23 protein-coding genes are annotated in these 25759 nt (G+C 33.3%); 21 read left to right on the top strand and 2 right to left on the bottom strand.

Annotated features, from left to right (window positions below):
- Positions 1-3: 3 nt before the first annotated feature.
- The gene (locus BB050_RS14440) at positions 4-918 is read left to right on the top strand and encodes a sensor histidine kinase (protein WP_066034031.1); all 915 of its coding nucleotides are present in this window, start codon (positions 4-6) and stop codon (positions 916-918) included.
- Here BB050_RS14440 and BB050_RS14435 read toward each other — a convergent pair whose 3' ends face one another.
- The gene (locus BB050_RS14435) at positions 919-1413 is read right to left on the bottom strand and encodes a metallophosphoesterase family protein (protein WP_066034030.1); all 495 of its coding nucleotides are present in this window, start codon (positions 1411-1413) and stop codon (positions 919-921) included. It abuts the gene before it with no gap.
- Positions 1414-1695: 282 nt separating this feature from the next.
- Between BB050_RS14435 and truA the strand changes: the two genes are divergently transcribed.
- The 6 genes from truA (at position 1696) to BB050_RS14405 (ending at position 13293) form a co-directional block, all read left to right on the top strand.
- Positions 1696-2430 (top strand): tRNA pseudouridine(38-40) synthase TruA, encoded by a 735-nt coding sequence (gene truA, locus BB050_RS14430; protein ID WP_066034029.1) that lies wholly within the window; start codon positions 1696-1698, stop codon positions 2428-2430.
- A gap of 150 nt (positions 2431-2580) precedes the next feature.
- On the top strand, positions 2581-4335 hold the full coding sequence (locus BB050_RS14425) for an ABC transporter ATP-binding protein (protein ID WP_066034028.1): 1755 nt from the start codon (positions 2581-2583) through the stop codon (positions 4333-4335).
- Between the two features lie 16 nt (positions 4336-4351).
- Positions 4352-5923, top strand: coding sequence for a histidine kinase (locus BB050_RS14420; RefSeq protein ID WP_083219846.1), 1572 nt, complete (start codon positions 4352-4354; stop codon positions 5921-5923).
- 86 nt (positions 5924-6009) lie between these two features.
- A complete protein-coding gene (locus BB050_RS14415) occupies positions 6010-8607 on the top strand; it encodes a zinc-dependent metalloprotease (protein ID WP_066034027.1) in 2598 nt (865 codons plus the stop codon).
- A gap of 16 nt (positions 8608-8623) precedes the next feature.
- Positions 8624-11962, top strand: coding sequence for a SusC/RagA family TonB-linked outer membrane protein (locus BB050_RS14410; RefSeq protein WP_066034026.1), 3339 nt, complete (start codon positions 8624-8626; stop codon positions 11960-11962).
- 11 nt (positions 11963-11973) lie between these two features.
- Entirely contained in the window at positions 11974-13293 is a 1320-nt protein-coding gene (locus tag BB050_RS14405) for a RagB/SusD family nutrient uptake outer membrane protein (protein ID WP_066034025.1), read from the top strand.
- Positions 13294-13681: 388 nt separating this feature from the next.
- On the opposite strand, the gene BB050_RS14400 is transcribed toward BB050_RS14405, so the two are convergent.
- Positions 13682-14353, bottom strand: a complete 672-nt coding sequence (locus BB050_RS14400; protein ID WP_066034024.1) for a hypothetical protein — start codon at positions 14351-14353, stop codon at positions 13682-13684.
- 265 nt (positions 14354-14618) lie between these two features.
- Here BB050_RS14400 and BB050_RS14395 point away from each other — a divergent pair, with 265 nt between their 5' ends.
- The 14 genes from BB050_RS14395 (at position 14619) to BB050_RS14330 (ending at position 25754) form a co-directional block, all read left to right on the top strand.
- Entirely contained in the window at positions 14619-15383 is a 765-nt protein-coding gene (locus BB050_RS14395) for a LytR/AlgR family response regulator transcription factor (protein ID WP_066034023.1), read from the top strand.
- 225 nt (positions 15384-15608) lie between these two features.
- The gene (locus BB050_RS14390) at positions 15609-16193 is read left to right on the top strand and encodes an NUMOD4 domain-containing protein (RefSeq protein ID WP_066034022.1); all 585 of its coding nucleotides are present in this window, start codon (positions 15609-15611) and stop codon (positions 16191-16193) included.
- 450 nt (positions 16194-16643) lie between these two features.
- On the top strand, positions 16644-18032 hold the full coding sequence (gene lpdA / locus BB050_RS14385; protein ID WP_008468646.1) for a dihydrolipoyl dehydrogenase: 1389 nt from the start codon (positions 16644-16646) through the stop codon (positions 18030-18032).
- A 221-nt stretch (positions 18033-18253) separates the two neighbouring features.
- Positions 18254-19207: an SPFH domain-containing protein gene (locus BB050_RS14380; protein WP_066034021.1), complete on the top strand. Its 954-nt coding sequence runs from the start codon at positions 18254-18256 to the stop codon at positions 19205-19207.
- The gene (locus BB050_RS14375) at positions 19207-19449 is read left to right on the top strand and encodes an Rcat domain-containing protein (RefSeq protein ID WP_008468643.1); all 243 of its coding nucleotides are present in this window, start codon (positions 19207-19209) and stop codon (positions 19447-19449) included. The genes BB050_RS14380 and BB050_RS14375 overlap by 1 nt, the downstream gene beginning before the upstream one ends.
- A gap of 12 nt (positions 19450-19461) precedes the next feature.
- Positions 19462-20406: a hypothetical protein gene (locus BB050_RS14370; RefSeq protein WP_066034020.1), complete on the top strand. Its 945-nt coding sequence runs from the start codon at positions 19462-19464 to the stop codon at positions 20404-20406.
- A gap of 26 nt (positions 20407-20432) precedes the next feature.
- On the top strand, positions 20433-21389 hold the full coding sequence (locus tag BB050_RS14365) for a DUF6620 family protein (RefSeq protein WP_066034019.1): 957 nt from the start codon (positions 20433-20435) through the stop codon (positions 21387-21389).
- A gap of 99 nt (positions 21390-21488) precedes the next feature.
- Positions 21489-22238, top strand: a complete 750-nt coding sequence (locus BB050_RS14360) for a DUF2314 domain-containing protein (protein ID WP_066035175.1) — start codon at positions 21489-21491, stop codon at positions 22236-22238.
- A gap of 152 nt (positions 22239-22390) precedes the next feature.
- Entirely contained in the window at positions 22391-22897 is a 507-nt protein-coding gene (locus BB050_RS14355) for a TPM domain-containing protein (protein ID WP_008468635.1), read from the top strand.
- Between the two features lie 88 nt (positions 22898-22985).
- Positions 22986-23420: a GNAT family N-acetyltransferase gene (locus tag BB050_RS14350; RefSeq protein WP_008468633.1), complete on the top strand. Its 435-nt coding sequence runs from the start codon at positions 22986-22988 to the stop codon at positions 23418-23420.
- A 16-nt stretch (positions 23421-23436) separates the two neighbouring features.
- Positions 23437-23832 carry a DUF1801 domain-containing protein gene (locus BB050_RS14345; protein ID WP_066034018.1) on the top strand — a complete coding sequence of 132 codons (396 nt, stop codon included), beginning with the start codon at positions 23437-23439 and terminating at the stop codon, positions 23830-23832.
- A 76-nt stretch (positions 23833-23908) separates the two neighbouring features.
- Positions 23909-24580 carry a DUF2625 domain-containing protein gene (locus BB050_RS14340; protein ID WP_066034017.1) on the top strand — a complete coding sequence of 224 codons (672 nt, stop codon included), beginning with the start codon at positions 23909-23911 and terminating at the stop codon, positions 24578-24580.
- A 106-nt stretch (positions 24581-24686) separates the two neighbouring features.
- Positions 24687-25067, top strand: coding sequence for a YdeI/OmpD-associated family protein (locus BB050_RS14335; protein ID WP_008468626.1), 381 nt, complete (start codon positions 24687-24689; stop codon positions 25065-25067).
- Positions 25068-25211: 144 nt separating this feature from the next.
- The gene (locus BB050_RS14330) at positions 25212-25754 is read left to right on the top strand and encodes a DUF2975 domain-containing protein (RefSeq protein WP_008468624.1); all 543 of its coding nucleotides are present in this window, start codon (positions 25212-25214) and stop codon (positions 25752-25754) included.
- Positions 25755-25759: the final 5 nt, after the last annotated feature.

Raw genomic sequence — 25759 nt, 5'->3', positions numbered from 1 at the left:
TTTATGTCTGTTTTTCGTTTTTTTATCTCTTTGCTATTATTTTTTGCTGTTAAAGCAACTAGTCTTGCACAGCCAAAAGATATTGCAAATGCAAAGACTCTTCAAACTCAAGTTGATAATAAAACAACAATTAAGCCTATTAGCAAATCGGAACAGCTGCGAAATAAAAAAATCGTCAGCTTATCTATTATACTTACCGTTATCATTTTTCTTTTGTTTTATTTCCTATACCAAAACAATAAGCTTAAGCAAAAAATAAAACGAAAAGACACCAAACAGAAAATTCTTCTAGATATCATCAATTCTGGCATTGATTCTCAAGAAGCAGAACACAAGAAAATTGCTTCTTTTCTGCACGACAATATCAATTCGTTATTATCCTCAGCTGGGTTGCATTTAAATACTTTCACAGCTCAGAACGATATAAAATCTAATGAAATACAAAAGGCAAAAGCTATTTTATCTGAAGCTCATGAACTTTTAAGAGATATGTCTCATGATCTTGTTCCATCACTTTTGGTGCGTTTTGGACTGATATATTCTTTAGAAGATTTATGCGAAAAAAACTCCAATTCGGCTATTGAATTTGAATTTTCGAGTTTTATTCCAACCAGCAGAAGATATGCTGAGAAATTTGAAATGAAAATTTATTTTATTGTCAGCGAATTATTCAGCAACATCACAAAACATAGTAATGCCAAAAAAGCAAAACTTTCTCTTACGGAAAAAGAAAATCAATTAGTTTTACGTATCTATGATGACGGAATTGGCTTTAAAACTCAAAAACTAAAAGATGCTGAAGGTTTTGGCTTAAATAGAATTAGAGCTAGAATTAAAAAATATAAAGGCTCATTATCAATTGTTTCGAAAGAAAATCAGGGAACTAAAATAAAAATTCAGATTCCGCTGCCGCATTAATTATTTGGCTCCTATCTCAATAATCTCCAAATCTTTTATTTTATCATCGTCAATTACAAATCGAAGCATGGTTCTCACTTTATGAAAACCGCTTTTTCCAGCCGCACCCGGATTCATATGCAATAAATTGTGCTTTTTATCAAACATGACTTTCAGAATATGCGAATGCCCACAGATAAATAATTTTGGAGGATTCAGCGCTAGTTCTTCCCTAACATTCTGATTGTACTTTCCGGGATAACCTCCAATGTGCGTAATCCAAACCGATACATTTTCACATGAAAAACGGTTATTTAACGGAAATTCTAATCTCGCTTTTGCATCGTCAATATTTCCATAAACTGCTCTTAGAGGTTTTAACTTTTTTATAGTATCCGTAACACTCAGATCTCCAATATCTCCAGCATGCCAGACTTCATCGGCTTGAGCAACATATTTTAAAATTGTATCATCGATGTGACTGTGAGTATCGGAAAGTAAGAGGATTTTGGTCATTTTTTAAGAGGCTAAGATTCTGAGATGCTAAGATACTAAGTTTTTTTCTGGAGAGACGTACTGTGGTATGTCTAACGTCAGATTACTCAATAACTAAATTTTAAAACAGGACGAAAGACGCATTGCAGTCTCTACAGATAGAAATTACAAAAAAAACCTTTGTAGCGCTGAACCTTTGCAACTTTGTCACTAAAAAAAAGAAAAAACTTAGCACCTTAGCACCTTAGCATCTTAGAAGCTTTTTTTCATACCTTTGTGCCTTTGAACCTTTGAACCTCAACAGTGAGATATTTTATTCAATTCGCTTACAACGGAACACATTATCATGGGTGGCAGATTCAGCCAAATGCTTCTTCAGTTCAGGAAACTTTAAATAAGGCTTTTTCAGTTTTATTAAATGAAACTATCAGCATTATGGGTGCTGGAAGAACAGATACTGGTGTGCATGCGAGTGAAATGTTTGGGCATTTTGACACAGAAAAGACTTTAAACATTCCGGTTTTGGTTTATAAACTGAATTCGTATTTACCAAAAGACATTGCGATTTTTGATATTTTACCAGTCCACGATGATGCACATTGCCGATTTGACGCAACTAAACGAACGTATGAATATCATATCAATACGGTTAAGAATCCGTTTTTACAGGAATTGAGCTGGTATGTGACGCAGAAACTTGATGTAGGTTTAATGAATGATGCGGCACAATTATTATTGAAGCATACCGATTTTCAGTGTTTTTCAAAAGTTAATACTGATGTCAACACATTTGATTGCACGATTTTTGAGGCGTTCTGGAAACAAGAAAACGGAAAACTTATTTTTACCATTTCGGCAAATCGGTTTTTAAGAAATATGGTTCGCTCCATTGTGGGAACTTTGATTAATATAGGATTACACAAAATCACACTGGCAGATTTTGAAAACATTATTGCCAGCAAAAACAGAGAAAAAGCAGGGTTTTCTGTCCCAGCACATGGTTTATATTTAACCAATATTTATTACGATTACATTTAATAGCCCTGATTGCAGTGAAAAGCTTTTTTGAAAAAAATATAGTTTTTGTAATTTTTATGGAGCGACCAACGGAAGCTTTATAAAAATTAAACAAAAACATATTTTTGAGAAAAACTTATAACGGAAAGCAGGAAACAGCTCCTAAAATAAATGAAAGCAAAAGCATTCGACACAGGATTATTCAAACGAATTTTAAAATATACCCGCCCTTATAAATGGCGTTATTACGGCGTAATTATTTTTGCCATTTCGCTGTCTATTTTTGCCGCGCTTCGTCCTTATTTACTTAAAGAAACAGTCGACGGTTACATCAAAACCCATGATAAAATGGGATTGCTGCTATACATCATTTTGATGGGAGTGGTTTTGCTTATGGAGGTTTTTTCTCAGTTTTATTTTGTGTATTGGGCAAACTGGCTCGGTCAAGACATTGTAAAAGATATTCGAACCAAACTTTTTCAGCATATTCTGAGTTTTAGGATGAAGTATTTTGATCTGGTTCCGGTTGGACAATTGGTGACCCGTGCTGTTTCGGATATTGAATCGATTGCTCGTATTTTCAGTCAAGGCTTGTTTATGATTATAAGCGACTTGATGAAAATGGTTGTAGTTTTGATTTTTATGTTTTACATGAACTGGAAACTGACTTGGATTGTCGTAATTGCGATGCCAATTTTGGTTTATGTAACGAGAATTTTTCAACGCAAAATGCAAGTGGCTTTTGAAGAAGTGCGAACTCAGATTGCCAACATGAACTCGTTTGTACAGGAACGCGTAACGGGAATGAAAATCGTGCAGCTTTTTAACCGCGAAAAAATCGAAGCCGAAAATTTTAAAGAAATCAATAACAAACATAGAGTTGCTTGGATTAAGACTATTTTATACAACTCCATCTTCTTCCCTATCGCCGATATTATTTCGTCTATTACTTTAGGTTTGGTTGTGGTTTATGGCGGTTTTAGAATTTTGAACGGAGATCATTTTACAACTTTTGGAGATTTATTCTCTTACACAATGTTTATCGGAATGCTATTTAATCCGTTAAGACAAATTGCGGATAAATTTAATGAGATGCAATTGGGAATGATTGCAGCCAATCGTGTTTTTGATATTATCGATACGCAAGATCATATTCAAGATACAGGAACGATCGAAGCGCCTGTTTTTAACGGAAGCATCGAATTTAAGGATGTTCGTTTTAGCTATATTCCCGAAGAAGAAGTTATAAAAGGAATTGATTTGTCGGTTTCATCTGGACAGACTGTAGCTATTGTAGGTTCAACGGGTGCCGGAAAATCGACTATCATTAATTTATTGAATCGCTTTTACGAAATCAACAGCGGTACAATCTGCATTGACGGAGAAAATATCGAAAACTATACTTTGGCTTCTTTAAGAAAACAAATTGCTGTGGTTTTGCAGGATGTATTTTTGTTTGCCGATACGATTTATAATAATATTACTTTGCATAATCCAACAATTACTAGAGATAAGGTAATTGATGCGGCAAAGAAAATTGGTGTTCATGATTTTATTATGAATCTTCCAGATAATTATGATTTTGATGTAAAAGAGCGAGGTGTCATGCTTTCTTCTGGTCAGCGCCAGCTTATTGCTTTTTTACGTTCGTATGTGAGTAATCCGAGTATTTTGATTTTGGATGAAGCCACTTCTTCTATCGATACGTATTCAGAAGAAATGATTCAGCGTGCAACGGAAACAATTACAAAAGGAAGAACTTCTATTATTATTGCACATAGATTAGCAACAATTGTAAATGCAGATAAAATTGTGGTGATGGACAAGGGATTGATTGTTGAACAAGGAACGCATCAGGAATTATTACTTAAAACTGATGGTTACTATAAAAATTTATATGACTCGCAGTTTGCTGTGGCGAACTAAGTCATAATGGTATTCTTTGAAATTTAGATTAAAAAATATTACTTCTAGACGTGCTTTTTTAATATACGTTATTGTCTCCATTCTGGTTACTGTTGCATCGGTTTATATACTGAGTAATCTGATTACGGATCTGACCGAAAAATCGAATGATGATCTGGCAACACGTAATTTCTTTAAAAAGCAGGAATTCTTGTCTGAGGAATTTTCAAAGTTTTGGGAGCAGGAAAAAAGAATTGAACACGTTTTAAAAATAAGCAGTTCGGCAAATCTTGACAATAATTTACAGCTTTTGTCTTCGCTTCAAGCAAATAATAAACTGGTTGTAAACAACTGGTTTCAAATTAATGACAATGCTATTCATTATGGAAACAATTTTATTTCAGACGAAATCAAAAATGATGTAAAAGAATTTGTTCTCCAAAATAAAAATGCAAAAGATCTCAGTTTAGTTCTTCCACAAGGAAAAGAATGGATTTGGCGCATTTATTTCAAGTTAGTATCAAAAAACAATACCACCATAAAATACGGTTATGATATTAATCTAAGATTGCTTCATAGTTATATTTCTAAAATAGATAAAACGGCTTCCAACTATGCTTTTATTTTTGATAAAAAAGGAACCTGTGTTTACCATCCAGAAATTGCTTTTCTTGGAAAGAATATTTTTAAAATTTCTTCTTTTAGCCCGTCTGATACCATTTACAGCAAAAAAGAAGATTTTTCAAAAAGGACAACCATGTCTGAGTTTTTAAAAATGGATGTTGTTCGTTTTACAACAAAGATGAATATTAAAAACTCAAATTGGTTTGCCTGCGTAAGCATTCCGAAAATTTATGTAGATGAAAATGTAACTTTGATCAAAAAGTATACAACTTTAATTTATTCAATTACTACTGTAATGCTTCTTTTGATTTTTTATCTTTTCTCCTATGCCAACAGACGAGCTTACAGAGAAAAAGGAATTGTCATAAAGGAGAAAAACAAGCTATTGGTTGAAAATGAAAAAATAATCAAAGAAAAAGCTCTCATTCAGCTACAGCAATTAAAAGAGCAGATTAATCCGCATTTTTTGTTTAATTCGCTCAATTCGCTTTATATGTTAATTGGAAGCGATATTAAAGTTGCGCAGAAATTTACTTTAAACCTATCTCGTATTTATCGCTATTTAATTGATCCGCCAGAAAAGAACATTGTTCTTTTGAAGGACGAATTATTATTTATCGAAAAATATATCTTTTTACAGCAGACTCGTTTTAAGGAAGAATTATTCTTTTCTATCGAAATTGAAAACGAAGCCGCTTTAAGCAAACATATCCCCTATCTTGCTTTTCAGATTGTGGTCGAAAATGCTATTAAGCATAATACAGCCACTCAGGAAAGTCCACTTACCACTAAAATCCTGATTCAAGAAGACCAGGTAATAATCAGCAACAATCTTCAAAAGAAATTGAGTGCTGAACCAAGTACAAAATTCGGGTTAAACTATCTGAATAGCATTTACCATTATTACGCAAAAACCGATTTTAAAACATCAGAAAAAGACGGCTATTTTGTTTGTTTTCTTCCATTAATATCCATTCACTCCTAAAAAAAAGCCACTCACTCCTTTTTGTTTTTTTCCTGAACTAAAATAAAATAGTTTCGGCCTCAAAATTAACCTAAACTTAACATCTGATGAAGGAAAAGGCATTCCTGCATAATTTGATAACATTTTGCATATTTCTATTATTATTATCGCCACTTACTGTTCAATCTCAAAAGAAAAAGAAAGACAGAAAAGAAGAAGCAACAGAAATTAAAAAAGATACTACCGATTCTAAAAAAGGTAAAAAATATGACGACCTAGTAAAAAAAGGTTCCGTAAAAAAAGGACTTTTCAATATCATTCAGGTTAAGACTGACGTTTATTTTGAAATTCAAGACAGTTTATTTAAGAGAGAGTTTCTGGTTGTAAACAAATTATCTCAAGTTCCTTTTCAAGTCAACGAAGCTGGTTTAAACAAAGGAATGAATTATGAAAATAAGATTATTAGCTTTTATAAAGATACAATCGCAAAGAAAGTCTGGGTAAAATCTTATGTACCGAAGGTTTCTTCACCAAAAGAAGATGCAATTACTCAATCGGTTCAAAATAATTTTGCCGAATCTATTATTGAAGTTTTTGATATCGAAACAAAAAATAACGATTCGTCAGCAGTTATAATTAAAGTAAACAAGATTTTTGACGGAAAACAGAAAAGCTTCAATGATGTTTTGAGCAGCATTGGGTTTGGAGGTTCTGTTAAATCTGACCTTTCGTATATTGAAAGTTTAAAATCTTTTCCAAAAAACATTGTTGTCAAATCTCAACTGACAACCTCTATAAGCGAAGGCGGTCCTGCATTGTCAGTAACCCTTGGCGTAACAAGCAATATTATTTTATTGGATAAAACTCCAATGAAACCTCGTTTTTCTGATAACCGAATTGGCTTTTTTACTGAAAAGCATTGGTATTTTGCCGATGCCCAGCAGGCAATGCTAGAAAAAGAATTGATTACCCGCTGGCGTTTGGAACCAAAGAAAGAAGATGAAGAACGATATTTAAAAGGTGAATTAGTAGAGCCGAAAAAACCAATCGTTTATTACATTGATCCTTCTACTCCAAAACAATGGAGAAAGTACATTATTGATGGGGTATGCGATTGGCAGGCAGCTTTTGAAAAAGCAGGATTTAAAAATGCTGTTATTGCAAAAGAACCTACTGAAAAAGATTTAGATTTTGACATTGATGACGTTCGCTATTCTGTAATTACGTATGCTGCATCTCCAAAATCAAATGCAATGGGACCATCTGTGGTTGACCCAAGAAGCGGTGAAATTATCGAAGCCGATATTATCTGGTGGCATAATGTAATGACTTCTCTTCAAAGCTGGATGCGTATTCAGACGGGGCCAATTGATCCTAAAGCTAGAGGAAATAAATTTAGTGACGAACATATGGGAGAGGCAATTCGTTTTGTTTCGTCTCACGAAGTGGGTCATACTTTTGGTTTAAAACATAATATGGGTTCTTCTTTTGCTTATGATGTAGAATCATTGCGTTCTAAAGATTTCACAGCAAAAATGGGCGGAACTGCACCATCAATTATGGATTATGCTCGTTACAATTATGTAGCACAGCCAGAAGACAACGTAACGGTTATTACTCCGAAAATTGGAGAATATGATAAATATGCTATTGAATGGGGTTACAGATGGTACTCACCTAACGACAACGAAACAACAAAACTAAACGCCATAATTGCAAAACATCAAGATGACCCCATTTACTTTTATGGAGAACAGCAGGAAAATATAATAGATCCGCGTTCTCAATCTGAAGATTTAGGAAATGATGCTGTTAAAGCAAGCGAATACGGTCTAAAAAACTTAAAACGTGTTGTAGATAATATTTTAAGTTGGACTTATGAAAAAGATCAGTCGTATTATGAAACTGGAAAATTATACATCGGAACTATTGGTCAATGGCAAATGTACAACCGACATGTAATGAACAATATTGGAGGTGTTTATTTGAACACAACCGTTCATGGAGATAACAAACAAAGTTACATACCTGTACCTGCAACAATGCAGAAAAGAGCAACAGATTATTTAGCTAAAAATGTGATTACCATTCCGCAATGGTTATTCTTTAATGACATTCTGGACAAAACAAATCCGTTGAAAGATTCTCCGCTTGGCCCATACGAATATACTCCGTATACACTTTCGAGAGAATTGCAATATAGTATCATGTATGATTTATTTAGCGATGATCGTTTGCTTCGAATGACTGAAAATGAATTATATCAGCGCAACAAAACTAAAGATCCTGTTTTTACCGTAAATGACTTGTTTAAAAAAATGCATCAAAGTGTTTTTGCAGGAACTATTGCCAATAAATCACTGTCGATTCTAGAGCGTATGACGCAAAAGAATTATGTAGATGTTTTGGTGGTTTCGACTAATAAATTATTTGAAAAAACAGATGCAAAAAAAGCATTAGACATTCAGCAGACTTTAAACATGCCTCATTTATGCAATTATTTAGACTATGCTCATATGGCAAGAAATATTAATCAATCTTCTTTAAAAAGAGTTACAGAAGTGACTTCTGATAAAAAAGGAGAACTAAATAAAATCCTTCAATTATTAAAAACTAAAAAAAGTACAGGAGACCAATCTACCCAAAACCATTACCGCGATTTGATCCAACGAATCGAAAAAGCCCTAAATAATACAACCTTTTAATACACATTCCAAAAACATGACAAAAATTTTACATGCCTTACTGCTGTTCCTGGCCATCGCAGGATATTCGCAGGAATCCCGAACTATTACGGGAATCGTTCAAGATGCGACAGATTCTTCACCAATTCCTGGTGCATCAGTCTTCGTTGAGAATAATTCTATTTCGAACAAAACTGCTATGGCAGGTATTATTCACAGTGAAGCAATCGGAACTACTTCAGATTTTGATGGTAAATTCACTTTGAAAATCGGAAAAAATGTTACTTCGCTAAGAGTTACTTTCATGGGGTACAAATCGTATACTTTGGAATTATCTGCTCAAAAAAATTACACTGTTAACTTAACATCTGAAACCGCAAAACTTCAAGAGGTTGTGGTAACAGGTTACCAAAAAATTGAGAAAAGAAAACTTACTGCTGCCGTTTCTAAAATAGATATGTCGGCTATTCAGCAGACTGGGGTTTCTAGTATTGACCAATTATTGGTAGGACAAATTGCAGGGGTTGCTGTTTCTACTCCATCTGGAGCACCTGGCGCGCCAGCTAAAATTAGAATTAGAGGTACAGCTTCTCTATCTGGTTCTCAAGATCCTCTTTGGGTATTAGATGGTTTACCATTAGAAGGAAATGATGTTCCTAAAAACTACGACAAAGACAACATTGACGTTTTAAACAACTACTCTATCGCTGGTTTGAATCCAGATGATATTAAAGACATTACAATCTTAAAAGATGCAGCAGCAACTGCTATTTACGGTGCTCGTGCAGCAAACGGTGTTATCGTTGTAACTACTAAAAAAGGTAAAGCGGGTAAAATGGTGATTAACTTCAACACCAATACTTTTATCACTCAAAGGCCAGATTTTGACAAATTAAACTTGATGAACTCAAACGAGAAAGTTGATTTCGAACTTAACATGGCGAGCCGTCCTGATTTAACTTACAGAGATACTGGTGGAGATATTGCGCGTATTTTAAATGGATCAAATGAGTTAGCAGCTTATAGAGCGGGAGGATTTTCTGCTTTGAGCCCTGAAACACAGCAATCTATTAATAAATTAAGAAATATCAATACAAACTGGGGTAACTTATTATATCAAACTGCAATCAACACGCAACACGGTTTAAGTTTATCTGGTGGTGGTGAGAAATCTGATTACTATTTCTCTTTAGGGTACTATGACGAAAAAGGAGCAACAATTGGAACGGGTTTCAAACGTTACAATTTAACTTTAAAAAACAATTACCAAATTTCAGACAAATTTAAAGTTGGTATTGGAATTTTTGGTTCTGAAAACAAAACTTCTTCTTACATTACAGATACAGATGGTTTCACAAACCCTGCGAACTATTCACGAAACGTAAATCCATATTTGACTCCATACAACGAAGACGGAAGTTATAAATATGACCCAGACATTGCTGGTTATTCTGATCGTTATGTTCCATTCAACATCATCGAAGAAAGAAACAATACTTCTTACGATTTAAAAACTAGAGCAATTAAAGCTTTATTGGATGCTGAGTACAAAATCACAAAAGATCTAAAAGTAACAAGCCAATTAGGTTTACAATTAGATAATACTTTAAGTGAAAAATTCGCTGGTAAAGAAACTTACTATACAAGAAAACAAAGAGAGAAATCTCGTTTCTTCACAAATGGAAATTTCATCTATTATATGCCTGAAGGTGGTATTAATCAAAATACCAATACAGACTTTTTTCAGTACAACTTGAAAACAATGGTGAATTATACTAAAACTCTTGGAGAAAAGCACGAAATTGAAGCAATGGTTGGTAATGAAATCAGAAGAAATTACACAACATCTATTTTCTCAAGAGCTTTTGGTTTTGATGAGAAAAACTTAACTTCTCAGCAAATCATTTTCCCAAATACAGATACTGCTAAAAATAAAGAATGGAGTACTTATAACAAAAGCCAAAATGAAAATGCTTTTGCTTCATTCTATGCAACAGCGGCTTATACTTACGATAAAAAGTATAACATTTTTGGAAGTGTTAGATACGATGGATCTGATTTATTTGGTGTAGATCCTAAGTATAAATATTTGCCACTTTGGTCAACGTCTGCATCTTGGACAGTTTCTGAAGAAGATTTCTTAAAAGAAAATTTAACTCTTTCAAACTTAAGACTCCGTGCTTCTTACGGTCTACAAGGTAACATTGACAAAAACACGTCACCTTATGTAGTAGGTGAAAACAAAACGACTACTATTTTACCAGGACAGACAGAACCTACAATTGTAGTTACAAGTCCTCCAAACGATAAATTACGTTGGGAAAAAACTACAAATACTAACGTGGGTATGGACCTTGGTTTATTCAACAACCGAATCAGTATCATTACAGACTTATACGGAAGAAAAAGTACTGACTTAATTGGTTTACGAGCAGTGCCACTTGAAAATGGTTATGAATATAGCAATATGAACTGGGCACAAGTAACCAACAAAGGTTACGAAATTACTTTGTCTACAAGAAACATTGATCGTCCAAATTTCAAATGGAATACAAGCATTAACTTTTCTCATAACAAAAGTAATGTTGATCGTATAGAAGTTCGTGATTCTGAGTTCTTCCCTAACAGAGAAGGTCTTCCTGTAAATGCTGTTTTTGGATTTAAAACAAACGGAATGGATGCAAACGGATATCCTTTATTTGTAAACAAAAAAGGAGAAACTGTAAACTCTCAAACATTCTTTGGTTTATATGATCCATATGCAGATTTCTTCCCTGGGGAAATTGTACAGTCGAACTTATCTGCAGCAGAATTTAGAGATTTGTTTACTTATTTAGGAGACAGAGATCCGAAATTTACTGGCGGTATTACAAACACATTTAAAGTAAGTAATTTTGATTTTACTGTAGCAGCTTCGTTTAATATCAAACAAACAGTAACTAAAACTCCTCCTTACAACGGAACGATTGTTGACAGAGGGCAAAACTATAGTGGAGATATTCAAAATGCTTGGTCACCAACCAATACTTCTTCAAATTTACCTGGAATTAATGGTAAAGATACGTGGACTGGGGATTCTTACATGAACTATTTATGGTATTCTGGTCAAAATCAGATTGAAACTAACAATTATTTAGATACTTGGGTTAGCGAAATGAGTTATATGAGATTGAGCAGTATGCGTTTAGGTTATACATTCCCTAAAGCATTTACAGATCACATCAACATTCAAAGCATTAGACTTAATGTTGAGGCAAGAAATTTATTTGTAATCAGTTCTGATTATAAAGGATATTTTGATCCTGAAACTTACGGAAACATTTATGCACAGCCAGTTCCTAAATCATTCACTGTTGGATGTAATGTAACTTTCTAATACAATTAAAGATGAAAAAAATCTCAAAATATATAGTACTTTTTGCTGCGGCAATTGCAGTAAGTAGCTGCGACGATTATCTGGATATTACGCCTGTCGGTAAAGTTATTCCAGAAACACTAGATCAATTTCGTGCAGTTTTAACAACTGGATATGCTACTTATCCAGAACACAAATCTTTAACAGCAGTTCGCACTGATGAATTGATCTTAGATGAATTCAATGACAACTTAATAAATTACAAAGATATTTACATCTGGAAAGATGCCAATCCAGATAAAATTACAACATCTTTTCACTATCAGGATCTATATTCTGTAATTTTCTATACAAATGTAGTAATCAATGAAGCATCGAAAAAAGTAGCTGTTTCTGAAGAAAGAAATCAATTAATTGGAGAAGCTTATGCTTTAAGAGCAATGGCTTATTTTGATTTGGTTAATCTTTTTGGAAAACCTTACAACGCTGCAACAGCTGGTACAGACAAAGCAGTCCCGTTGGCTTTGGAAATTGATTTAGAACAAGCATTTATTCCTCAATCTGTAGAAACGATTTATAATCAAATCATCTCAGATACAAATGAAGCAGAGAAATTACTTAATGTAAATACTCAGACAAAAGGGATAAACTATCGTTTTTCTAAAGTTGCATTGTACAGTTTGGAAAGCCGTGTTTACTTATATCAAAAACAATGGCAGAAATCTTTAGAAGCTGCAAACAAAGCTTTAACAATAAAAAACAATTTGATTGATTTAAATGCTACTCCAGTTTTAGCAACTAAATATGATGGCGCAGAATCTATTTTGGCTCTTGAAGACGGATTAATTAACTTATTAAAAGGTCTTTCTTATGCTTCTACAGACTTAACTTCTGCTTATAACCAACAAACAGATTTACGTTTTTCAACTTATTTTTCAGCAAGCGGAACTCGTTTCAGATTTAAAAAAGGTGGAGAAGATGCTCAAAAATCTTCATTTAGAACTTCTGAATTGTATTTAACAAAAGCAGAAACACAAGTTCAGTTAAATAATATTGCTGATGCAAAATCTACTGTTTTAGCTTTCGTTAAAAACAGATATACTCCAACAGGGTATGTAGATCTTGAAATTGCAATTAACGCTATGAATGCAGCAGATCTTACAAACTTCATTTTAGAAGAAAGACACCGCGAATTTGCTGTTGAAGGACACCGTTGGTTCGATTTAAGAAGAACATCTCAAAAACAAATCGTACACACTATTGGTGGTGACGATTATACTTTGATACAAAACGATCCTCGTTATACAATCATTTACCCTGCAAATGCGAGATTGAACAATCCCAATCTATAATTTTACCTAAATTGTTTTTTTTTTAAAGGTCCAGTTTTTTTTTAAGCTGGGCCTTTTTAGTTTATCAATCTCGTCCCAGAATAGAAGGTAACATTAAATTAAATTATTAGAAAACGGTAAAAGACATTCTATATCAGCGTTCCAAGTGTGATTACAACATGACTTTAAACTAACAGTAATATAACTAAAGATTAGATAACTCACAAAAAAACAATAGCAACCAAACTTGTTATTTGTTTAGTCTAAAGAAACACTACACAAAAAATCAAAAAACTTGAAACACATAAAAAAAAAACAGCCAAGAAAACCTGACTGGTTAATTTAATTTAAAAGTAATCCTTATTTTATTAAATTTCTTTTGAGAAACTAATATTAATATTGATCGTATTTATTTAGAGCCTAAAATCAACAAATGTTGATGAGGTATATAACTAAAATTTGAATTTGGATTAAAATTACAGACTATTTTAGCAGGACGCGTAATACTTGCATTTTGTCCATCTATAGATATAGGATAACGTAAATTACCGTTTATAGTCATTACATAATTTAATAAATTTCTGTAAAAGTCATAATTATCTATATAGTAATCTACCCCATTTCCTCCTATTGTAAATGCACTAACCCCATTAATTGCATTCCTTGAGTCATAATCTAAAGCCCAGCGATAGAAAAAAAACTCGTAATAAATTGACATCGATTGTCCAGGTACTGTTATGGTAGATGCAAAATGTGTATATTGAGCTACATTATCATTAGCAACTTTTGACGATGATTTATTTGTAAATTCTTCCAGTTCAATATTTTCCTGATTAATACTTTTAGGAAAAATCTTTTCCAAATCTTCGATCGATTTTACAATAATCTTCTCACCAACAATATCATCAGTAAATGTCACATCTTTTGGATCAATACCTAGGTCTTCCAATTTATTTAAAATCTGTTTTTGTTTGTTTAGCTTTTCTACATTTTTTGCATCAACTAAATCATCGTTTGAAGAATCACAAGAAATAATTGATAAAAATAGCATTAAAACTAAAAAAGGCATAAATTTTTTCATAGTGGTATATAAAATTAAAAGTTACAAAGGATTACAATTTTGCCGTTTTCGAATGTTAAAAATCCAACAAATAGAATTCAAAAATAGTTAAAATATCACAAAAACAAAATCCAATATCAATTTTAAATAAGTTTATTTTTACATTTATAAACAATAAATTGAAAATCAAAAAATTAATTCTTACAGAAAAATCAGTTGTCTACAAAAAGCAATGAGTTTTAAATTAAAATGAGTTTTTCTAGTTTTGCGAAAATTTAATAAATTAATGAGAATTGCCATTGTCGAAGACGAATACCTAGCTTCTAGCTATCTAAAATCTATTTTAGAACAGCAAGATATTTTACGGATTGCAGAAATCTGCGTTTTAAAATCGGTAAAAGAAGCTGTTACTTTCTTTAGCGAAAACAAAGTAGACCTTGCCTTTATGGATATTCATTTGGGTGACGGAAAAAGTCTTGATATTTTTGAAAGAACCATTATCGCCTGTCCAGTCATTTTTATCACGGCCTACGATTCTTATGCGATTTCGGTCTTCAAGCACTTTACAATCGATTATCTTTTAAAACCATTTGAAGAAGAAGAATTATTGGAAGCACTTCAAAAATTCAAAAAAATAAAAGATAGCTTTAACAGTGATTCTACGCTTCAATCTTTAGTGGCAATAGAAAATCCTGAAACCAATAAAATCCAGCGCCATTTTCTAGTAAATCACGGTTATAAGTTGATTTCTATTAACGAAAGTGAAATCACTTACTTTACTGCGACAGGAAAGCATCTTTTTATTCATGTAAAATCAGGAAACAGCTATTTGTACAATAGCACCTTAACCGAAATTATAAACAGTTTAGATCCCTTCAATTTCTTTAAAATAAACCGAAAATATATCGTTAGTAGAAACAGCATTAAAGAAGTTATAAAACATTCCCATCAGAAAGTAGAATTGATTCTAAACGTTCCAGCAGCCGAATCTGATGCAATTTTCATCAGTAAAAAGGAAATTAATAACTTCAAAAACTGGCTGGATCAATAATTTAATAATTATTTAGCTATGAATTTACGATAGTTATCAAAATTAAAAAACTGCATTTTTGATAATTTGTGATTTAAAATCCGACTAAAAACTATAAAAAAGACGTCAAAACGTTAAATTACCGTTATAGAAATCATAAAATTGCCCTTTCACAATCAGCAAGATAGCTGAATTTTTTGGTTTATTATTTATCTTTGAGAATATAGAAATCAAATGTAAAAGACAATGCCACAAAATAGATTTTATCCCGATGAAAAATTCAAAGAAATAGAAATAAATGCCTCATTACAATTAAGATACGCCATTTCTAACAGAGGAAGATTAATAAGTTTTACTGACAACATTGAGAACGGACGCATTCTAAAAGGTGGCTTAAGCGACGGATACCCAACTTTCCGTTTTAAGGTTAAAAAAGACGACAAAATCGTAAACAAATATCTTTTCTTATACAAATTAGTCGCTCAATATTTTATCCCAAAAGATTCTGAAGATCAAACATATGTTCTGCACTTAGACTACAACAGAGCTAATGATGATGTAAGCAATCTTCGTTGGGCAACCAAACAAGAAATGATGGCGCATAGCCGTAAAAGTCCGCGCGTTATTCAGGCAAAAAAGAACTTAATTGAACACAATCTCAAAGCAGACGGACGAAAATTAACCACAACAAAAGTGATGTTAATCAAAAAAATCCTTGCAAGACCTGAACAGAAAACACGTCTTAAAATGATTGCGAAACAATTTGGCGTAAGCGAAATGCAAATTAGAAGAATTGCCAGCGGAGAAAACTGGGGACACGTGAAAATATAGTTATGAATTAGGAGTTATGAATTATGAATTCACAACTCGTAAATATAAGCCACAGATTATATCGATTACACAGATTTTAAAAAATCATTTTAATCCTTATAATCTGTGGCTTATTTTTTTACAGTAGATTCAACAACTGTTAGGCTGAGCGGAGTCGAAGCTACAAACAATGCTCTTCGAATATGCTGAGAGTGACACTCAATAATCATGTGAATTTTCAGATTTATCGTCAAAATCGCAAAAATCACCTCAGAATTCATAATTTACAATTCACAATTCATTCGGTTTCTGTGAAAAGACCAAAATCTCTGCCTTTAAAAACAAAATTTCAGGTGTTCATATAAAATAAATCCTTAAATTCGCAATCACAAATAACAAAAGAAGAAATCGAAAGATGAGTTTCGGAAATATAAACTTCATTTTCGATAGTTAATACTAAAAGCAAAAAAAATGAAATACGACGTTATTGTTTTAGGAAGTGGTCCTGGAGGATATGTAACAGCGATTAGAGCTTCACAATTAGGCTTTAAAACAGCTGTAGTAGAAAAAGAAAATCTTGGAGGAGTTTGCCTTAACTGGGGATGTATCCCAACAAAAGCGCTTTTAAAATCTGCTCAAGTTTTTGATTACCTTAAGCACGCTTCTGACTACGGATTGAAAGTTTCTGAATTTGATAAAGATTTCCCTGCAGTTATTCAACGCAGCCGTGGTGTTGCGGAAGGAATGAGCAAAGGAGTTCAATTCTTAATGAAAAAAAACAAAATTGACGTTATCGAAGGTTTTGGAAAACTAAAACCAGGAAAAAAACTTGACGTTACTGATAAAGACAATAAAGTTACAGAATACAGCGCTGATCACATTATCATCGCAACTGGTGCTCGTTCTCGCGAGTTGCCAAACTTACCTCAAGATGGTGTAAAAGTAATTGGATACCGTCAGGCAATGACTTTGCCAACCCAGCCAAAATCTATGATTATTGTTGGTTCTGGAGCAATCGGAGTTGAATTCGCTCACTTCTACAACTCAATGGGAACTGATGTAACTATCGTAGAATTTATGCCAAACGTAGTTCCTGTAGAAGACGAAGATATCTCAAAACAATTTGAGCGTTCTTTGAAAAAATCAGGAATTAAAGTAATGACTAACTCTTCTGTTGAGCGTATCGATACAACAGGAGCTGGAGTTAAAGCTTTCGTTAAAACTGCAAAAGGAGAAGAAGTTTTAGAAGCTGATATTGTACTTTCTGCTGTTGGAATTAAAACAAACATTGAAAACATCGGATTAGAAGAAGTTGGAATCGCTGTTGACAGAGATAAAATCTTAGTAAACGCTTACAACGAAACTAATATTCCAGGATATTACGCAATTGGAGACGTTACTCCAGGTCAAGCTTTAGCTCACGTAGCTTCTGCTGAAGGAATCAACTGCGTGGAGAAAATCAAAGGTCTTCATGTAGAACCAATCGATTACGGAAACGTTCCTGGTTGTACTTATGCAACTCCAGAAATTGCTTCTGTAGGTTTAACAGAAAAACAAGCAAAAGAAAAAGGTTACGAATTAAAAATTGGTAAATTCCCATTCTCAGCTTCTGGAAAAGCAAAAGCTGCTGGAAATGCTGACGGATTCGTAAAAGTAATTTTCGATGCTAAATACGGAGAATGGTTAGGATGCCACATGATTGGTGCTGGTGTTACAGATATGATTGCTGAAGCAGTTGTAGCTCGTAAACTAGAAACTACAGGTCACGAAATCCTTAAATCTATCCACCCTCACCCAACAATGAGCGAGGCTGTTATGGAAGCTGTGGCTGATGCTTACGGCGAAGTAATTCACTTGTAAAATATACCGTTTTACGGTTATATATAATTCTCAATTTATAAAATCCGATTTACTAAAAGTAAATCGGATTTTTTTATTCCTAGTAATTACATCTCTCCTATTTTCATTATTTCAACGTTAGTAAAAATAAACCAAACAAAAATTTGTTTAAAACTTTACGTAAGAAAATTTTGTCACACTATCTAAATCATTATTTTTATTCTTTTTAAATAAGACAAGTGATGAAATTACCTTTTATAGAAATTATCGAAGCCACGACAAGCGATCCTAACTTATTAATGTGGAAGTTTCCCGATGAAGATAAAGAAATCAAAAATGGCGCAAAGCTAACCGTTCGCGAAAGCCAGCATGCAATGCTTTTAAATGAAGGACAGCTTGCTGATGTTTTTTCTCCGGGACTTCATACTTTATCTACAGAAAACATTCCAATTCTAAGTAAATTAAAAGGCTGGAAATACGGATTCGAAAGTCCTTTTAAAGCCGATGTTTACTTTTTTAATACACATCAATTCATCAATAACAAGTGGGGAACTCCTGCTCCTATCCTATTAAATGATCCTCAATTTGGTCAAATTAGGGTTCGAGCTTTCGGAAGTTTCGACCTTAAAATTTCTGATGTTGCAAAATTCTTTCGCCAATATGCAGGAACTTATGAGCAACTTACCATTTTTGAACTTCAAAACCAACTGAGAGATTTTGTTGCTCCAAAATTCGGAGAAGTTTTAGCCAATGAAAATATAACGGTTACAGATGTGGCGGGAAACATTACACAATTAGGCAAAAAAATAGAACCTTATCTTAAACCTTATTTTGAGCAGTTAGGAATCGAACTCACTCAGTTTGTCATTACAAGCGTAACCTTACCAGAAGAAGTAACTGCGCATTACGATAAAATCACCAATATGAATATGGTAACCGATATGGATAAATTTACCAAATTCAATACCGCTGCAGCTATTGGCGATAAAGGAACTGCTTTGCACGATGCAACTCAAAATGCTTTGAGCATGGGAATCTTTTTAAATAAGCTACAGCAGAATAAAGAAACTCCAAAACAGGAAACGACAGACGATTTAACCTCCAAACTTCAAAAATTAAAATCATTGTTTGATGCTGGTTTAATTGATGAAGATGAATTTAAAACTAAAAAATCAGAATTATTAAGCCAATTATAATGGAAGAGAAAAAAGTCAATTCGTTTTTGAACAGACTTAAAGAAAATGCTCAAAAACAAACCAATTATGGAGGCGAAATGGAGATTACAGAAGCCAAAATAAATGCCAAAGACTGTCCAAATTGTGGTGCTGGAAGAGCCAAACAAGATGGACTGACGCATTGTGCCTATTGCGGATTTGAGTTTTTAAACATAAAACTTACCGACGGAGTTTATATCAAAAAAGAAGATAATTCAATTTAAAAATCAGATAGCGTGTTCGGATTATTCAAAAAATCAAAAGACAGTCAAAATGGAGAATCTACTCCAGAATGGTATTCAGAACTTCAAGAAAATCAACAAAGATGGTTTGCCTTTTTAGAAAAACTAGAAGCTAAAATGGAAGAATTTGCCACAGCAGCAATTCCAGAGCTTAAAGAAATTATGCAAAGCGATGATGATATTTATAAAAGAACTTTTCACAGAGTATATTCGGGTGTAAATGGCCAGTTAAATAACATTAGAGAAAAAGCGAGAGATGTTTATGAAGAAAAAGTACACGACGTTTATTATAATCTCAATTCGCAAATTTCAGTTTTGAGCAAACATCACGATTTGCTTTCCGATTTTAGAAGCGCTTGTTCTGATCGTTACAACGAATTTGAAAATAAATATGACTATTGGAGAAAACAGATCGACAAAACTCAAGAACGTGATCTCGAAACCGAATATCAAAAAATATTAGACGAATACGAAGCCATTAAAAACAAATTCAACTGCACGCAATGCGGTGGAAACATCGTGATTGAGAAAATATTTTTAATCGAAACCTATATTACATGTCCGTATTGCCAGACCCAAAACACCTTTGCGCCAAGCACACTTGGCAGAAACCTTCAGAATATTGCAAGAAATCTCGCTGAGCAGCGAACAGCGCATCTTTATGAAGCTTACGAAGCCGAAAAAGACAAAGAACGTGATTTGTATCATCAGCGACATGAATTAAGTTTGAGCATTATTCATGAAAAAGACAAAAAAGTGCTTTACGAAGTTCAGTTAAAAATGGACGATTTGGAAGAACAAAGACAATTTGCCATTAAAAATGTTCCAAAACTTCATCAGGAATATTTAAGAGCAATGTATGACGAGTTGAATAAAATCACACCAGATTTAAAGGAGCACAACGAAAAAATGTATCAAAATCAATTGCAATACCTATAATTTATTAATCCTTAAAAAATTTAAAAATGTTTAAAAAACTTTTTGGAGCTCTAACAGGAGACAAACAAGAAAACCAGAATTACGAGACTCAGACGTCAAATGACAATTATGAAAATAATTATGAAGACAATTATCAAGAAGTAGAATACGATCCAGAAACTTTGCACGGAACACATTATAGTGTTGAAGATTTTGATAATGAAGTAGCTGAAAGAGCTGAAGCATGGATTGCAGATGAGCGCGCAAGCGGAGAAAACCTTGACGAAAAAGATATTCAGAACATTTATTTTAACTACAGAAGAACGGTTTATACAGAATGGAATAACTGTGACTCTGACCAAATGATTCGTTTTGAGCATGCAAATTCATTAAAATACACAGGAGTTCAAACTTCTGGATTTGTAAAAGCAGATGATAATAATCCGTTTTTAGAGCCAGTACACGGTGTTGATTTAAGAACTTATACGGCAATGTGCCTTAAAATCAGTGCAGGAATTGATTATTTAGAAGTTTGCAAAGCCATGGGATTTGAGCCAGCGGTTTGGGAAGAATTAAATACAATCTGGCCACAACGTATGGGCGAAGATACTTCGTTTACCGTTACTACTTTATTCGGACAATATTATGCTGAAAATGTAACTGTACCTCAACTGGAAAACCTAAAAGCTGAAATTTCTGAAGAAGGCGCTGCCAATTTAGAAAGAATAAAAAGCGATCGTTATTTCTACGAAGAATTGGCTGGAGCAAGACAAGCTGCATACGAATACGGAATCGATGGTGCGCAATGGATTTTGGAAAATTTCGGAATTAATCTTGCCGATTTCCAATCTGTAGCAATGCAATGGATGACTGAACAAAACCAAAACTGGAATTCAGCTGATATTACAGAATTTCATGATTATCAGCAGCAAAAACAAAAAGAATATGCCGCAAAATTTGCTGCAGAGCAGGGCGGAAATATTGCTGACGATGTGAATTTTTAAAATTTATTTCTTATGATAAAAACCGATTTGCAGAAACAAATCGGTTTTTTTATCGTTAAAACTATTCAATTCTATAAGAATCATTTAAAATTATATCTAATGGAAGAAACAAAAATATTCTACGCCGACGGGGAAAACCCAAAAATGATTGAAGCTTACAAAAAAGCTCAGGAAACTTTTAAATATTTCTGGAGAGAGCTATCTTGGGAATACAGAAGAATAGTACCTGGATTAGACGTTGCGTGCGTGAAATTGGCTTTTACACAAGAAATAGACAACGAAACTGTCGTTGAGCACATGTGGATTAACGATGTAAACTTTGACGGTGAAACTATATATGGAGTATTAGTAAACGATCCGAACGAATTGACGAATGTAAATAACGGAGATGAAATTGCAATTTCGGTGAATCAAATCAGCGATTGGCTGTTTGCTATTAATGGCCAAACTTATGGGGCATTTACCATTCAAGCAATGCGTTCTGAAATGAGCGACGATGAAAGAGCATCTCATGATGAAGCTTGGGGACTTGATTTTGGTGATTTTAATGATATTCTGATTGTAAATGAGCAAAAAGAAAAACCCGAAAATCTGATCGAACACCCAATGAGCAAGAACATGAAAGAAAGTCTTATAGAATTCGTTACCAATAATCCTGAAGAAGTATCAAGCCAAGATGAATTAGGATATACTTTTCTACATCGTGAAACTATTGCTGGAAATCAGACTTCTGTTGAAGTTTTATTGGAATCTGGTGCAGATAAAAATGCTAAAACCGCAACAGGCAAAACTGCTTTAGATTTTGCTAAAGAATTAAAATGGGATCATTTGCTGCCTTTATTGCGATAAAAAACTTTAAAATCCGATTTGCGAAAAACAGATCGGATTTTATTTATAAGACACAATATTTTTTAAACTTAAAACCAAAACTATTCTATTTTTCATCTGTTTAAAATAAAGAATGTGCTACTTTTGCTGCACCAAATCTAATCTGCCACAGAATGAAAAAATTATTCTATACGCTCGTACTGTTATCTTCAGTTCTTTTATCTGCCCAAACAAAAAATGACACTGATTTTGCTTCTCAGTTAAAAAACTCTTTTTCAGGATCTACAGACTGTGTCAACGACTTCGAAAAAATACTGGCACCAGCCGAACTTCAGTCTTTGAATTCTACGCTAAACGGTTTCGAAAAAAAATATCTTTATAAAATTGTCGTTATTACAACTCCATCTTACGCGCCATTCCAATCCTTGGAAGAATATACTTTGGAACTGGATAAATTTCTATCAAAAGACCCGCGATTAGACCCTACTCTTTTAATAATCTTAAGTAAAAAATTAAGACAAATTCAGGTTATAAGTGTCGATTTTATAAAATACAAATTAAGTACAGAAGACACACAAAACATAATAAGCACTTATTCTGTTCCCGAACTTAAAAAAGGAAATTATTATAAAGCTTTGGAACTGGCTTCGAATGAATTCATGAAAAAGCTTCAGCCATAAAACACATCAAAATCCGATTTGCATAAACAAGTCGGATTTTTTTATTTACCTTGCCTACACTTAACGAACACTAAATGTAAATTCGAAAATGGTAGTTGTAGAAGAAGCAAAAAATGTCAATTTACCGCTTTTAAGAACCATTTTCTTAAAAGAACGACAACGAACATTTACAGAGCAAAACACATCAGAATTTAAACTTGAAGATTTTGACAAACAAACTCAGGGAGAATATATTCTGAGTGCACTTATAGATGATATTCCCGTCGGGTTTATTTCGATTTGGATGCCTAACAATTTTATCCACCATCTTTACGTTGATAATGCATACCAAGGAAAAAACATTGGCACCCAATTATTAAAAGCCGCAATACAGAAAACAGCATTTCCAATTACGCTTAAATGCCTTGTAAGCAATACCAAAGCAATTGATTTTTACCTCAGAAAAGGATTTGTAGAAAAATCGAGAGGACAATCGGGCAATGGAACTTATATTTTATTTGAACTAACAAAAGAGATACAATAACTTAAAGGTTGAAGATATGACGGTTCAAGAATACAATGATTCTCAGACAGCAGAAAATAAAGAAATCTGCGATTTTCTTTATGCAATTATTCATAAAAACTTAGCCGAAGCCGAAAACAAAATCTGGCATGCACATCCTGTCTGGTTTCTAGACGGAAATCCTATTGTAGGTTATAGCAAATTAAAAGATTCGGTTCGGTTGCTTTTCTGGAGTGGACAATCTTTTGATGAAGAAAAACTTCAAAATGAAGGTTCATTTAAAGCCGCCGAAATGCGATATACAAACGCCAGCCAAATAAATGAAGAAGATCTGGAGCGCTGGCTCGAGAAAAGCAAAGAAATTCAATGGGATTACAAAAACATTGTAAAACGTAAAGGAGTTCTAATTCGAATAATGACTAAACCATATTAACCCAAAAAACCTAATGAAACTTTTACCCCTACTCGCCTTTACATTTTTAACTACAACAACTTTTTCACAAACAAAAATGCGACCTATAAACGAACTTATCGATCAAAATGATTCTGGATGGAAATTAATAAAAGAATGGACCGCTTCTGCTAAAAACAAAGTTGAAATCCTTGCCGCAGATCCGCAAAAAGCAAAAGACGCTTTGTATCATACGCAAGTAACAACCAGCTCGCCCATGGGTGCAATTGTGTATAAAACTGGCGGAATTTTAATCGATAACGGCTGGATCAGAATATTAGGTTCTGGAAGCACAAAACTAAACCGCAGCCTTCCCGATTGGAACAAAGGAAAATCTTTTAAAGAATTTGGAGAAACGCCTTCACATCTTTTAATTGCCGACGATGCCTTAGGTGGCTTTTATTTGCTAAATGGAGGTGCATTTGGAGCAGATCTTGGAAAAATATATTATTTTGCTCCAGATAATTTAGAATTCGAGCCTCTTGATATTACTTATTCCCAATTTTTAGAATTCTGTTTTAATAATGACCTAGACAAATATTACGAAGGCAGTCGATGGGAAGATTGGAAAAAAGAAGTGATTGCTTTACAAGGCGATCAGGTTTTCAATTTTTATCCATTTTTATGGTCAGAAGAAGGAAGTGATATAAATAAAGTACAAAGAAAAATTATCCCTATTGAAGAGCAATACAATCTCAACTTAGATTTAAGAAAACAGATTCAGCAGTAAACTGAAACACATAACGTATTATTTTTCAAAACTTTATTTTTAATTTTATTACTGACATGCAGTTGTCACAAGGTCATTTTACCTTTACGAAGTAAAACTAAAAAGGATGGAAACTAAAGACGGAAAATTGGCTGTTTATGCTCCAACTAGACAAGATTGGCGAAATTGGCTTGAAGAAAATAGCCAAATAGAAAAATCGGTTTGGTTAATCTTGTATCACAAAAAAAGTAAAACACAAAGTGTAAATTTAATCGAAGCTACTGAAGAAGCGCTTTGTTTTGGATGGATTGACAGCCTCTGCAAAAAACGAGACGGAGAAAGCTATTACCTCACTTTCTCTCCCCGAAATCCAAAAACCAGTAAATGGAGCAAACCGAACATCGAAAGAGCCGAACGTATGATTCAGCAGAATTTAATGACCGAACATGGCCAGAAAGTAATCGATATTGCAAAAGAAAAAGGAAAATGGATAATTGACAATCCATAATAATAAGCTACAGAATTTCAACATACAAATATAAAGCTTCAGCAGACTTCATTGCTGAAGCTTTTTTTTGATAAAAACTATTTATTTATTGTTTATCAATAAATTTTTATTATTTTAGCAGCATAACTTTTAATCTTGAATAGCATGGAACTTAAAATTGGAACACCACAGATTCTAAAAATCCTGAACATCTTATCATGGATTATTTTTATTGGCTTATGTGTTGAAGCCGGTATGTATCTTTTTAATGGAATTTACACTATGACTATAAATTCTTATAATGCCCGTTTTCTTGATTTACTAGACCTGTACAATTTCAGTCCAAGTTTTTACATTCAAGAAATATGTTTTATTAGCATTGTTGCGATCTTAAAAGCGATTATGTTTTATCTGATTGTAAAAATGCTTCACGACAAAAAATTAAATATCGAACAGCCTTTTACTGCTGAGATGGGGCGGTTTATATCTTACCTTTCATACTTGGCTTTCGGAATTGGGTTGTTTTCTTTTTGGGCTTTCAAATTCAACAATTGGCTAATTATTAAAGGTGTAAAACTTCCTTCGCTAGAATCTCTCAATCTTGAAGGCCATAGTATTTGGATCTTTATGGCCATTATAATATTTGTTGTAGGACAGATTTTTAAAAGAGGAATCGAAATCCAATCTGAAATTGATTTAACCATATAAACAAA

It is taken from the genome of Flavobacterium anhuiense (assembly GCF_001705175.1).
Classification (GTDB): Bacteria; Bacteroidota; Bacteroidia; order Flavobacteriales; family Flavobacteriaceae; genus Flavobacterium; species Flavobacterium anhuiense.
The sequence above is the reverse complement of the archived record's forward strand: the minus strand, read 5'-3'. Positions and strand labels throughout refer to the sequence as shown.